General features: G+C 65.5%; 10 protein-coding genes. 5 read left to right on the forward strand and 5 right to left on the reverse strand.

The window, feature by feature from the left end; translation table 11 throughout:
* The first annotated feature begins 1 nt into the window (after position 1).
* Positions 2–925, forward strand: a complete 924-nt coding sequence (locus tag RB2654_RS19780) for an MYG1 family protein (protein ID WP_008335120.1) — start codon at positions 2–4, stop codon at positions 923–925.
* On the opposite strand, the gene RB2654_RS19785 is transcribed toward RB2654_RS19780, so the two are convergent.
* Positions 922–1,680: an alpha/beta fold hydrolase gene (locus tag RB2654_RS19785; RefSeq protein WP_008335121.1), complete on the reverse strand. Its 759-nt coding sequence runs from the start codon at positions 1,678–1,680 to the stop codon at positions 922–924. The two genes, RB2654_RS19780 and RB2654_RS19785, sit on opposite strands and share 4 nt — an antisense overlap.
* A 70-nt stretch (positions 1,681–1,750) precedes the next feature.
* On the opposite strand from RB2654_RS19785, the gene RB2654_RS22635 reads away from it, so the two are divergent.
* The gene (locus RB2654_RS22635; RefSeq protein WP_008335122.1) at positions 1,751–2,113 is read left to right on the forward strand and encodes a hypothetical protein; all 363 of its coding nucleotides are present in this window, start codon (positions 1,751–1,753) and stop codon (positions 2,111–2,113) included.
* A gap of 130 nt (positions 2,114–2,243) precedes the next feature.
* Here the strand turns inward: RB2654_RS22635 and glyA are convergent, their stop codons facing one another.
* A complete protein-coding gene (glyA, locus tag RB2654_RS19795; RefSeq protein WP_008335123.1) occupies positions 2,244–3,536 on the reverse strand; it encodes a serine hydroxymethyltransferase in 1,293 nt (430 codons plus the stop codon).
* Positions 3,537–3,716: 180 nt separating this feature from the next.
* On the opposite strand from glyA, the gene RB2654_RS19800 reads away from it, so the two are divergent.
* A complete protein-coding gene (locus RB2654_RS19800; protein WP_008335129.1) occupies positions 3,717–4,478 on the forward strand; it encodes an NAD kinase in 762 nt (253 codons plus the stop codon).
* Between the two features lie 3 nt (positions 4,479–4,481).
* Here RB2654_RS19800 and RB2654_RS19805 read toward each other — a convergent pair whose 3' ends face one another.
* Both RB2654_RS19805 and RB2654_RS19810 read right to left on the reverse strand, forming a co-directional pair.
* Positions 4,482–5,879, reverse strand: a complete 1,398-nt coding sequence (locus RB2654_RS19805) for a sigma-54-dependent transcriptional regulator (protein ID WP_217515962.1) — start codon at positions 5,877–5,879, stop codon at positions 4,482–4,484.
* Positions 5,880–6,067: 188 nt separating this feature from the next.
* The gene (locus tag RB2654_RS19810) at positions 6,068–7,960 is read right to left on the reverse strand and encodes a propionyl-CoA synthetase (RefSeq protein WP_008335133.1); all 1,893 of its coding nucleotides are present in this window, start codon (positions 7,958–7,960) and stop codon (positions 6,068–6,070) included.
* A gap of 295 nt (positions 7,961–8,255) precedes the next feature.
* Between RB2654_RS19810 and RB2654_RS22640 the strand changes: the two genes are divergently transcribed.
* Positions 8,256–9,176, forward strand: a complete 921-nt coding sequence (locus RB2654_RS22640; protein WP_008335134.1) for a hypothetical protein — start codon at positions 8,256–8,258, stop codon at positions 9,174–9,176.
* Here RB2654_RS22640 and RB2654_RS19820 read toward each other — a convergent pair.
* Positions 9,173–10,069, reverse strand: coding sequence for a hypothetical protein (locus RB2654_RS19820; protein ID WP_008335135.1), 897 nt, complete (start codon positions 10,067–10,069; stop codon positions 9,173–9,175). The two genes, RB2654_RS22640 and RB2654_RS19820, sit on opposite strands and share 4 nt — an antisense overlap.
* A 547-nt stretch (positions 10,070–10,616) precedes the next feature.
* On the opposite strand from RB2654_RS19820, the gene RB2654_RS22645 reads away from it, so the two are divergent.
* A complete protein-coding gene (locus RB2654_RS22645) occupies positions 10,617–11,672 on the forward strand; it encodes a Hint domain-containing protein (RefSeq protein ID WP_050772001.1) in 1,056 nt (351 codons plus the stop codon).
* Positions 11,673–11,712 lie beyond the last annotated feature (40 nt).

Below are 11,712 nucleotides of genomic sequence, written 5' to 3' on the forward strand. Positions count from 1 at the left end.
CATGACCATCACGCACCTCGTCACCCATTCGGGCGGCTTCCATGCCGATGAACTTCTGGCTTCCGTCGTGCTGACACGCCTGTTTCCCGAGGCGGCACTGGTGCGTTCGCGCGATGCGGCTTGGATCACGCCGATGGCGGGCCGGATCATCTACGACGTCGGGCGCGCGTATGATGCCGAGGCGGGGATTTTCGACCACCACCAGCGCCCGGCGCCGCTGCGCCCGGACGGTCGGCCCTATTCCTCGTCCGGGCTGATCTGGGCGCGGTTCGGGGCCGACTATCTTGCCGCGCTCGGGGTGCCGGAGGCGGACCGCGCGGGTGTTTTCGCAGGCATGGACGAGGGTTTCGTTCTGCCCGTCGATCTCTTGGACAACGGGGCCATCGCGCCCTCGGTAGCCGGGCCGTTGGCCGGGCTGACGCTTCCGGTCCTGCTCGAAAGCCTGAAACCCGCCTTCGACGACCGCTCGCCCGAGGCCGACGATGCGGCGTTCCATGCCGCGCTTCCCGTCGCGCGGGCCTTCGTCGAGGCCGAGGTCCGGCGGCTGGCCGCCAAGGCGCGGGCCGAGGGCATGGTGCTTGCCGCCATTGCTAAGGCGGGGGCGTCACGGGTGCTGGAGCTGCCGATGGGGATGCCGTTCCGTTCGGCCGTGGAAAAGGCGGGCGCGGATCACATGCTGTTCGTCATCCATCCGCGCGACGGCGACTGGGCCCTGAACACGATCCGGGTGGGGGCGGACACGTTCGAAAGCCGCGCCGATCTGCCGGAAAGCTGGGCCGGGCTGACCGATGCGGCGCTCGAGGCGGCCTGTGGCGTGCCGGGCGCGAAATTCTGCCACAACGCACGCTTCATCGCGGTGGCCGAGACGCGCGACGCGGTGCTCGCGATGGCCGCGATCGCGGTGGCCGAAGCGACGCGGGCCTAGATTTCGAAGAACGCGCGCACCGCGGCTTCGAACTCGCGCGGCTTTTCGGCGTGGAGCCAATGGCCCGCACCGGGGATCTTGGCCTGTCTGGCTTCGGGAAACAGTGCCTTGATCCGTGCGCGATGCTCAGAACGCACGTAATCGCTGTCGGCCCCCGCAAGGAACAGCACCGGGCCGTCATAGGTGCCCGAGACCTCGGGAAACCCGGTGATCTTCTTCATCTCGCGTTCCAGAACGTCGAGATTGAGCTTCCACGCCTTGCCCCGCACATCGAGCGACTGAAGCAGAAAGGCGCGCACCGATTTCTCTTCGACCGTGTCGGCCAGTGCCGCATCGGCATCCGACCGGGTGTCGAGCGCGTCAAGGTCGAGCGCCTGCATCGCCTCGATCAGGTGCGACTGGGTGTGCGCATAGGCGACCGGCGCGATGTCGGCCACGATTATCCGCGCGACCTTGTCCGGGTGGGCGAGAGCCAGCACCATCGACGCCTTGCCGCCCATCGAATGCCCGATCACCTGCGCCGTGCCGCCGATCTCGTCGATCACGCGGGCCAGATCATCGGCCATCGCGGGGTAATCCTGCGTCTCTTCGCGCGGGCTGTCGCCGTGGTTGCGCATGTCGACCGTCACCACGCGCCGGTCTTTGGCCAGACGCTTTGCGATCACGCCCCAGTTACGGCCCGAGCCGAACAGGCCGTGGACGATCAGGATCGGCGGGTGGGAGCTGTCCTCCCCGAATGTTTCCATCGCGAGCATGTCTTCCCTTACCGCGCGGGCGTTGTGGCCGAAAGACCCTTCGCATAGTGTCGCGCGGAAAGGCGGGGACATGGACCTACACGAACGCGCAGAGCGGCTGGCAAAGCTGATGGAAGAGCGGCTCGACATCCGGGGCGAGGGGCTTGCGACCAAGACCCGCCGGGCCGGGCGGCGTATCCCGCGCTGGGTGCGCCGGGAACTCGACGTGCTGGTCGAGGCACTGGAGCGCGTCGATCACCCCAAGCTCGCCCAACAGGTCGATTACGCGCGGATCGAGACCGGGACCAGGCGCGCCGAGGGCTGGCTGGAAAATGTCGATGCCTGGGATCGGCGCAAGAGCGTTCTGATCCACTGGCTCGCAGGCAACGCGATGAACATCCTGATCGTCATCGCCATCGCGCTCGCCCTCATGGGATGGCGCGGCCTGATCTGACGGTCCGTCTTCTCTGTTTTCCAAATACTTCGGGGTGCTCGAGGGGCTGGCCCCTCGATCCGCCGCGACCCGCCGGCGGCGGGGCGTGGCTGAAAATGCGCGGGCGGCCTTGGCCGCCCGCACCGCTTGATTACAGGTTCGGATAGATCGGGAAGGCGTCGCAGAGGGCGGCGACCTTGGCTTTCACCGTCGCTTCGACCTCGCCATTCCCGTCCTCGCCATTGGCGGCGAGCCCGTCGACCACTTCCACGATCAGATCCGCGATCTGGCGGAACTCGTCCTCACCGAAGCCGCGGGTGGTGCCCGCCGGGGTGCCGAGACGAATGCCCGAGGTCACCATCGGTTTTTCGGGGTCGAACGGAATGCCGTTCTTGTTGCAGGTGATATGCGCGCGGCCCAGTGCCTTTTCGGTCGCGTTGCCCTTGACGCCCTTGGGGCGCAGGTCGACGAGCATCACGTGGGTGTCGGTGCCGCCCGTCACGATGTCCAGACCGCCCTTCATCAGTTGATCGGCCAGCGCCACCGCGTTGGCGCGCACGGCTTTCTGGTAGGTCTTGAACTCCGGCTGAAGCGCCTCGCCGAACGCCACGGCCTTGGCGGCGATCACGTGCATCAGGGGGCCGCCCTGAATGCCGGGGAAAATGGCCGAGTTCACCTTCTTGGCGATCTCTTCGTCGTTGGTCAGGATCATCCCGCCGCGCGGCCCACGCAGGGTTTTGTGGGTCGTGGTGGTTGCGACATCGGCATAGGGGAAGGGCGAGGGGTGCTCGCCCGCCGCCACGAGACCGGCGAAGTGGGCCATGTCGACCATGAGGTAGGCGCCGACCATATCGGCGATCTCGCGGAACTTGGCGAAGTCGATCTGACGCGGAATGGCCGAACCGCCGGCGATGATGAGCTTGGGCTGGTGCTCTTTCGCCAGCGCCTCGATCTCGTCGTAGTCGATCAGGTTGTCCTGCTTGCGCACGCCGTACTGGATCGCGTTGAACCACTTGCCCGACTGGTTCGGCGGGGCGCCGTGGGTCAGGTGACCACCGGAGGCGAGGTTCATGCCGAGGATCGTGTCGCCCGGTTTGATGAGCGCGTTGAACGCGCCCTGGTTGGCCTGAGAGCCGGAATTCGGCTGGACGTTCGCGAAATCGCAGCCGAACAACTCGCAGGCCCGCTTGATCGCCAGGTCTTCGGCCACGTCGACGTATTGGCAGCCGCCGTAATACCGTTTGCCGGGGTAGCCCTCGGCATATTTGTTGGTCATCACGCTGCCCTGCGCTTCCATTACGGCGGCGGACACGATGTTCTCGGATGCGATCAGTTCGATCTCGTCGCGCTGGCGACCAAGCTCGCCTGTGATCGAGGCCCAGATCTCGGGGTCGCGGGAGGAAAGCGGCTCGGAAAAGAAGCCGGGGGAGCGGATGTCCTTCATGGCATGTCTCCTTGGGACTGTCATCTGCCGGTCACATACGTCGATTCCGGACATGCGGAAAGGTCTCGGGCGACATGAAGGGTCAAATTCGCGGCAAATCTGGCGCTGACCGGAAACTTGTGTTTCTTTCGGAAGCAAAGCGGCACCCGAGGAAACGGGCCGGGACAGGAAGGGCAGGAGATGGGACCGAAACTCGCCTTTACGGCATCGGACGGGCCGAGTGCGCAAAAGGCGCTCGCCGATCTGTCCTCGCGCTACGGCAACGCCGCGCCTGCCGAGGCCGATGTGATCGTCGCGCTGGGCGGTGACGGGTTCATGCTCCACACCTTGCATACGACGCAGGAACTGGACGTGCCGGTCTATGGCATGAACCGGGGAACGGTCGGCTTCCTGATGAATGAATTCGCGCTCGAAGGGCTGGAAGAGCGGCTGGGGGATGCCGAGCTGGAGGTTATAAACCCCCTCAGGATGCGCGCGACCACGACGGCGGGTGAGGTGGTCGAGAAGCTCGCCATCAACGAGGTGTCGATGCTGCGTGCCGGGCCGCAGGCGGCGAAGATCGCGATTTCGGTCGATGGGCGGCAGCGGCTGGCGGAACTGGTCTGCGACGGGTGCCTGATCGCGACGCCCGCCGGATCGACCGCTTACAATTACTCCGCGCACGGCCCGATCCTGCCGATCGGGGCGGACGTTCTGGCGCTGACCGCCATCGCGGCGTTCCGGCCCCGACGCTGGCGCGGGGCGCTCTTGCCCAAGGATGCGGCGGTGCGCTTCGACGTGATCGACCCCGAGAAGCGCCCGGTCATGGCGGATGCCGACAGCCGGACCGCCGGGGTGGTCACCTCGGTCGAGGTGACGAGCGCCTCGGACATCCGTCACAAGGTACTGTTCGATCCCGGTCACGGCCTTGAAGAACGGCTGATCCGCGAACAGTTCGTCTGAGGCTCAGGTCGGGTTCGTCCAGCTTTCGCGCTTGCGGTAGATCGTCGAGGGCGACACGTCGAGCACCTTCGCCGCGCGGGGGACCGAACCGCCCTCGGCGGCGATCGTCGCCTCGATCACCGCGCGTTCCACGTCCGCCAGCCGCTTGCCGACGAGCGAGCCCAGACCGTTGATCGCGGGCACGTCGCTGGCGCGGCCCGGCACACGGCGGGTGTTGCCGACATGGTGCCAGATCAGTTCCTGCGGCAGGTCGCGCCGCCCGATCACATCGCCCGCCGTCAGCAGAACGCCGCGCAGGGTCGAGACCAGCTCGCTCAGGTTGCCGGGCCAGGGATAGGTCGACAGGACCGCCATCGCCTCGCCATCCACGCGGGGGGGCGTGCGGCCGAGTTCGCCGGAAATCTCGTCGATCTTGGCCATCAGGACGCGCCCCAGATCGCCCTCGCGTTGCCGCAGCGGGGGGAGTGGGAAGGTGATGACGTTGAGGCTGTAGAGCAGATCCTCGCGCAGCCGGTTCTCGGCCAGTGCCTGCGTCGGTGATCGGGTGAGCGTGACGATGACGCGCACGTCATGGGTGCGTTCGTCGGCATCGCGCGACACGATGGGAAGGAGCCGTCCCTGAAGGCCGCGGTCGAGTTCGTCCAGCCGGTCTACGATCAGCGTGCCGCCTTTCGCCCGGTTGAGCGCGCCGGTGCTGCCGCGCGCGAACATCGCCTCGACGAACTGGCCGCCGTCGAGCGCGGAGCAGTTGACCGTGATGCAGGGGCCCTCGGCGCGATGGGAGCCGGCGTGGATCGCCTGTGCGAAACGGGTCTTTCCCGTGCCCACCTCGCCGTGGATCAGGACCGGATCGCAGGCCTTGGCGACCGCTTCGATCTTGCGAAACAGACGGCGCATATCGGGGCTGTTTCCGATCAGCCCGTGCGGCGGCGTCACCGTCGCCTGAGCCTCGGGCGGGGCGGCGACCGTCGCAGGGGCCCTCGCCGGAACCGGGTCGGGCATCAGGTCTTCGGTCACGTCGAAGACGCGGTCGGACAGGCGCGGGTTCAGGGCCGCGCGCACCGTTCGGGTGAGCCGGGCCGAGGAAAACGGGTGGAACAGGCAGTCGTCCGCACCGGCGCGCATGGCTTCCGCGGCATCGTTGATCTCTTCGTTTTCCGCGATCACCACGATCCCCGGCGCGTGTTGCGCCTTGCATTGGCCGAGATAGGGGATCAGCGACTGGTTCGACAGGCGAAGCGGAAGAACGACGAGTTCAGGCTTGTGTTCGATGCATTTGGACTGCGCCTCGTCCAGCGAATGGGCGCGCACCACCCTGCATCCGGCGCGTGCGAAAGCCTCCTCGCCAAAGAACATCGCGGATTCCGGTGTGCTCAGAACGAGGGCCAGAGCCAACGGCACCCGCCCCATTGCCGACCGCGAAGGGTCGAGCGCATTATCTGCACTTTCTTCCAAAATCGCCCTCAAATCCGCGCGCTAAATATGCGAAATGCGTCGCGCCATATGCAATCTGGCAAGAATCCGCAGCGGAATCCACCCTAACTAAGGCGTTAGGATGGTTAATATCGCGCTGTTTTTCCGTTGTTGGGTTATACTTTCGCGTATCCCAGCGTCTCCAGCGCCTCGCGGATTTCATCGAGGATGGCAGGATCGTCGATGGTGGCGGGCATCTTGAATTCCTTGTTGTCCGCGATGGACACCATGGTCGCGCGCAGGATCTTGCCCGAACGGGTCTTGGGCAGGCGATCCACGACCACCGCCGATTTGAACGCCGCCACGGGTCCGATCTTGTCGCGCACCAGCTTGACGCATTCGGCCACGACCTCTTTCGGGTCGCGGTTGCAGCCCGCGTTGAGGCAGAGGAACCCGAGCGGCAACTGGCCCTTGAGTTCGTCCGTCACCCCGATGACCGCGCATTCGGCCACGTCGGGGTGGGAGGCCAGAACCTCCTCCATCCCGCCGGTCGAAAGCCGGTGGCCCGCCACGTTGATGACGTCATCGGTGCGCGCCATGATGTAGAGGTATCCGTCCTCGTCCATGTAGCCCGCATCGCCCGTCTCGTAATAGCCGGGGTAGGTGTTGAGATAGCTTTTGCGGAACCGTTCCTCGGCATTCCACAGGGTCGGCAGTGTGCCCGGCGGCAGCGGCAGTTTCGCGACGATGGCGCCAAGCTGGCCGGGGGGCAGTTCGTTGCCGCCTTCGTCCAGGATCTTCATGTCGTAGCCGGGCATCGGCACGGCGGGAGAGCCGAGTTTGGTTTCGAGGAGTTCGATACCCACGGGGTTCGCGACAGCGGGGTAGCCGAGCTCGGTCTGCCACCAATGGTCGATCACCGGAACGCCAAGCTGATCCTGCGTCCAGACGATGGTGTCGGGGTCCGCACGCTCGCCCGCCAGATAGACGGTCTTGAGGCAGGACAGGTCGTATTTCTTGACGTATTCGCCTTTGGGGTCTTCGCGTTTCACGGCGCGGAAGGCGGTCGGCGCGGTGAAGAACGACTTCACGTTGTGTTCCGAGATCACGCGCCAGAAGGTGCCTGCGTCGGGGGTGCCGACCGGCTTGCCCTCGAACACGATGGTGGTGTTGCCGTGGATCAGCGGCGCGTAACAGATATAGCTGTGGCCCACGACCCAGCCCACGTCCGAGGCCGCCCAGAACACGTCGCCAGGGTCCACGTTGTAAACGTTTTTCATCGTCCAGTTCAGCGCGACGAGGTGCCCGCCGGTGTGGCGGATCACGCCCTTGGGCTGGCCGGTGGTGCCGGAGGTATAAAGCACGTAAGCCGGGTGGTTGCCCTCGACCGGGACACAATCGACCGGATCGGCGGCGCAGATGTCGTTCCAGTCGAAGTCGTAGCCGTCCTTCATCTCGGCGGCGAGCGCATCGCGCTGGAGGATCACGGTGAAGTCCGGCTTGTGGGTCGAAAGCTCGATGGCGCCGTCGAGGAGGGGTTTGTACGGCACCGTGCGGTTCGGCTCCAGCCCGCATGACCCGGCGATGATCGCCTTGGGCTGCGCGTCGTTGATCCGGGTGGCCAGCTCATTGGACGCGAACCCGCCGAACACGACCGAGTGGACCGCGCCGATGCGGACGGTGGCGAGCATGGCGACGATCGCCTCGGGCACCATCGGCATGTAGATGATGACGCGGTCGCCCTTGGTCACGCCCTTGGCGGCGAGGCCGCCCGCGAGGCGTGCGACTTTGTCCTGCAATTCGGCGAAGGTGATCTTGTCCTTCGCGCCGGTGATCGGGCTGTCGTAGATGATGGCGACCTGATCGCCTTTGCCCGCCTCGACGTGCCGGTCCACCGCGTTGTAGCAGGTGTTCACCATGCCGTCCGAGAACCATTCGTAAAGGTTGTTCCCGAGATCGAAGAGCGCCTTGGAGGGGGTCTTGTCCCAGTCGATCGCCTTGGCCGCGTTCATCCAGAACCCTTCCGGGTCGGATTGCCACTGTGCGTAGACTTCCTGATAGGTCGACATGAAAACCTCCTCCGCAAACTGTCTGTCGAGGTGGTAGTGACGTCACGTCGCCGTCGCAAGCCTGTTGGCGGTAACCTGCGACCATATGGCGGGAGAATTTGCAGAAATCAGCGCAAGGGCCCTGCAAATTTTTGCAAAGACGCGGCGGTTTCGCAGTTCCGGGGCCTATGTGGCGTGAGTTTGCAAAGTCGGACTTCGCAACCGGAGAATCGCGCCCGCTTGACAGGGGCGAGACGGCGCGGCTCACATCCCCGCATTGCACCATCGCATTTCAGGCAGTCATTCGGGGGATCACATGCAACGTCTGATCGTATTTCTGGGGGCTCTTTTCGCCATGTTCGCCGGTCCGGCGCAGGCCGACTGGGTCTCGGGCAAGGGGCAGGGGATCGAGGGGTATTATGCCACCGAGTGCCCGATGAACCATCACAAGGGCACGGGCGATCCGTTTTCCGTCTGCTTCTCGTTGTCCTGCGAGGGTGGGGACGAGCTTGTCGCCAATATCTATGTCGAGAAATGGGATGCGCTTTCGCAACTCGACCGGTTCGAGGTTCTCATGATCCCCGATGGCGGGCGGGTCGGGCAGTTCGACATGACGCTCAGAGATGAACGGGTCTGGTCGGCACCGTTCGAGTTTCGCCATGTCGACTGGCTCGAGGACATGAAGCGCGGGTCCGCCGCGACCCTGTCGATGATGCTCGCGCCGGATCAGGAGGATCGGAAGTTCCCGGTGACGCTGCGCGGGTCGACCAAGGCGCTGACCTACGTGGTCGAACAATGCGGGTTGCCGGATTTCGCGGCCCAAAGCGTGCGCCTGCGCACCTTCGACGATCCTGAGGCGGCGGTGCGCGACGAGATCGAGCGCGATTGTCACCGCCAGCGGGGCACCGTGACCTATCATGAGGGGTTCCGGACGGACCGTGATCTGAACGACGACGGGCTGATGGATGTCGAATTCAACTATGGCGCGGCGGTCTGCGACACCGCGCCGTCCTATTATTGCGGATCGGCGGGGTGCACGGGGGCGCTGTTCGTGTCGCATCCCGACGGGCGCAAGATCCGCGTGCTTCGGACCAACTATTTCGAGGTGACCAAGGGCGAACCGGGGGCGATCCAGATCAGCTACCACGGCAGCGCCTGCGGCAAGGCCGGGGTTGAGCCGTGCTTCAAGCATTATCAGGTCGACTACTTCGACCTGATGCCCATCGACCTTGACTAAAGCGGGGGCCACTCGACTTCGCCCGCGCGGGTCAGCCCCTCGCGGGTGAAGCGGTAGAAGACGGCGCAGGGGCCTTCGCTTTCCGGGGCGCATTCGCTGGCGTGGCGGCGAAACACCATCCCGCCTTCGACGGTGCGGAACCCCTCGGCGATGCCGCGAAAGGCCTGCACGAAGCCGCCGCCTCGGGCAAGGTGAACCGCCACCTCGCACCCGGCCCAGCCGCACCAGGCCGACCCGATGGGGCCGCAGTTGGCGGTGCCGTAGTTCACGACCCAATCCATCTGGCCGTCGCCGTCGAAGTCTTCCTGCCGGGTGAAGCCGTCGTTCATCACGGCGGCGCGGCTGTGGGTGTCGATGCAATAGGCCGTCACTTCGTCGCGGGCGGCGCGGTCGGGGTCGCGGGCCGGGGCGATCTCGGCCTGCCAGCAGGAGGCGAGCGCGTGGTCGATGGCCTCGCGGCTGCCCTTGAGGGACAGGTGGTCGTGCCAGAGGTAGGTGTCGGTGAAAAAGGTCAGCGCCCCGGACGTGCCCGCTTGCAGGGCTTCGATCCCCGCCCGCCACGCGGGGCCGGAGAGCCCCTTGACGTAACGCCCGTCGCCCGCCGCCGTGAGCCGCAGATCCCAGATCTGGCGCCCGTCCACATCGACGGCAAGGCCGATGTCGCCCGGTTCGTCGAACCCTGCGATGGAGGCCGCGATCAAAAGCGGTTCGCCGGGCACGCATTCCAGCGACAGGCAGTTGTGGACGCCCATGCCGGGGTTCTCATAGGGGCAGATCGCGGCCCCGGTGACGCGGGTGATGGGATTGTCGGGAATGACGGTCCATTCCCGCGACTCGGACAGGGCGGGCACCGCTGCGAGCGGGATGGCGGCAAGGGTCAGAATCGAAAGCATCCTGCGCATTCGGACAGGTTAGATCGCTTGGCCCGCTCTGCAAACAGCGAGAGGCACCCGCAACCGTCTACGACTTTGGTCGTATTGTTCCGCTATCTTTCGAAGGTGCGGCATATCCCTTTTGCGTTTTGCGAAAGCTGAGCCTCCGGGCAGGCGGAATTCTTGAAAACGGACGCAAAAACAGGGGCTTCCTGCGGGGGCGTTAACCGGGCGGTTCAATTCCAGGTTTCCGGATTTACCAATGAAATTAGATACTTGCGCTCGAATCGGGACGTTTCGCAAACATGATCGTAAAAAGCATGAATTCTTTCGCCATCGCGGGTTGGACCCCTGTCCCCGCCACAATCTTGCCAAATTCCTTGTCGACACTTTTTGCATTGAGCAAAGGTGGAAGCCGTTCGATCGGTCAGGTTTCAGGGTCCAATTTTTATCAGTTTCGCAGCGGTCGGCGCTTCTCCAGACAGATAAATCATCGGGTTCCGCCCTTCGTCCGACGAACATGCGTTCGGCCGGCCGGACCCGGTGCGACCGAGACCGAGGCACGAAAATGGCTGATGCGACAATTACCGCAACGCCCTATGACGGCGACCTGCTTACTCTCCAACTCTTGTCCCCGGACGTGACGCATGTGCTGGCGGACTTCGGCACCCCGACCACGCAAACCCTGAGCGACGATGACGGCTGGCTTTCGGATGCGGATGACGGGATCGCGACCTTCGGGGGCGACCCGATCGACTATATCGGTTCGGGGACGGCCACGCCCGGCGTGGACGTCGGCGGCTTCATCGTGCCGCTGGGCACGTCGGTTCCGCTCGTCGCCTTCGAGGCGGGGGGACAGATCTATTTCCACTATCCCGAGGGCCCGCCGAACCTGTTGTCCGCCGTCGCGCTCGTCACCAGCCTGTCGCCCGCGCCCTATGAGGTGTTCACGCCGCTGTGCTTCGGCGCGGGCACCCTGATCGCGACCGCCGAGGGCGAGGCGCGGGTCGAGGATCTGGGCCCTGGCGACCGGGTGCTCGATGCCTTCGGCAAGGTGCACGAGGTGATCTGGCAGGGCGGCCGCGTGCTCGACATCCCCGACGCGCCGGATTTTGAGAAATGGCGGCCCGTGCGGGTGCGCGCCCATGCCTTCGGCCCCGGTTGCCCGGCGCGCGACACCTTTCTGTCGCAGCAGCACCGCGTGTATTTCGAACATCCCGGCCTGACCGTGCCCGACGGCGCGCACGGCGCGTTCGCCCCGGCCCGGCAGATGGTCAACGACCGCTCCGTGCGCATCGCGCGGGGGCGGGCGAGGATGAAGTATCATCACGTCCTCTGCGCCGAGCATGTCGTCCTGCTTGCGAACGGGATGCCCGCCGAAAGCCTGTATGCGGGCGCGCTGATCTGGGAGATCGCCGAGCAGATGCCCGAGGCGGTCCGCGCCCGCCTGCCCGAACTCGCCCGCACCATGAAACCGGCCGCACCCGATATGGGCGCAACCCAGTCGGAAGACCTGAGCGATACCCTGGCCGACAGCTCCCCGCTCCTTGGGGCTGGCGGTGGTCGGTCCGAACCGGACTGGTCGCACGGGGTTCGTATCCGACAGGGATTTCAAGCGGCCTGACCCCTGGCCCGTGCGACCTGCGCGGGCCAGGGACCTTCCC

This window comes from Maritimibacter alkaliphilus HTCC2654 (assembly GCF_000152805.1).
In the GTDB taxonomy this organism is placed as follows: Bacteria; Pseudomonadota; Alphaproteobacteria; order Rhodobacterales; family Rhodobacteraceae; genus Maritimibacter; species Maritimibacter alkaliphilus.

What these genes read in the sequence shown, in the direction of transcription:
- RB2654_RS19780 (WP_008335120.1), top strand. Translation starts at nt 2, where the DNA reads ATGACCATCACGCACCTCGTCACCCATTCGGGCGGCTTCCATGCCGAT.
- RB2654_RS19785 (WP_008335121.1), bottom strand. Translation starts at nt 1,680, where the DNA reads ATGCTCGCGATGGAAACATTCGGGGAGGACAGCTCCCACCCGCCGATC.
- RB2654_RS22635 (WP_008335122.1), top strand. Translation starts at nt 1,751, where the DNA reads ATGGACCTACACGAACGCGCAGAGCGGCTGGCAAAGCTGATGGAAGAG.
- glyA (WP_008335123.1), bottom strand. Translation starts at nt 3,536, where the DNA reads ATGAAGGACATCCGCTCCCCCGGCTTCTTTTCCGAGCCGCTTTCCTCC.
- RB2654_RS19800 (WP_008335129.1), top strand. Translation starts at nt 3,717, where the DNA reads ATGGGACCGAAACTCGCCTTTACGGCATCGGACGGGCCGAGTGCGCAA.
- RB2654_RS19810 (WP_008335133.1), bottom strand. Translation starts at nt 7,960, where the DNA reads ATGTCGACCTATCAGGAAGTCTACGCACAGTGGCAATCCGACCCGGAA.
- RB2654_RS22640 (WP_008335134.1), top strand. Translation starts at nt 8,256, where the DNA reads ATGCAACGTCTGATCGTATTTCTGGGGGCTCTTTTCGCCATGTTCGCC.
- RB2654_RS19820 (WP_008335135.1), bottom strand. Translation starts at nt 10,069, where the DNA reads ATGCTTTCGATTCTGACCCTTGCCGCCATCCCGCTCGCAGCGGTGCCC.
- RB2654_RS22645 (WP_050772001.1), top strand. Translation starts at nt 10,617, where the DNA reads ATGGCTGATGCGACAATTACCGCAACGCCCTATGACGGCGACCTGCTT.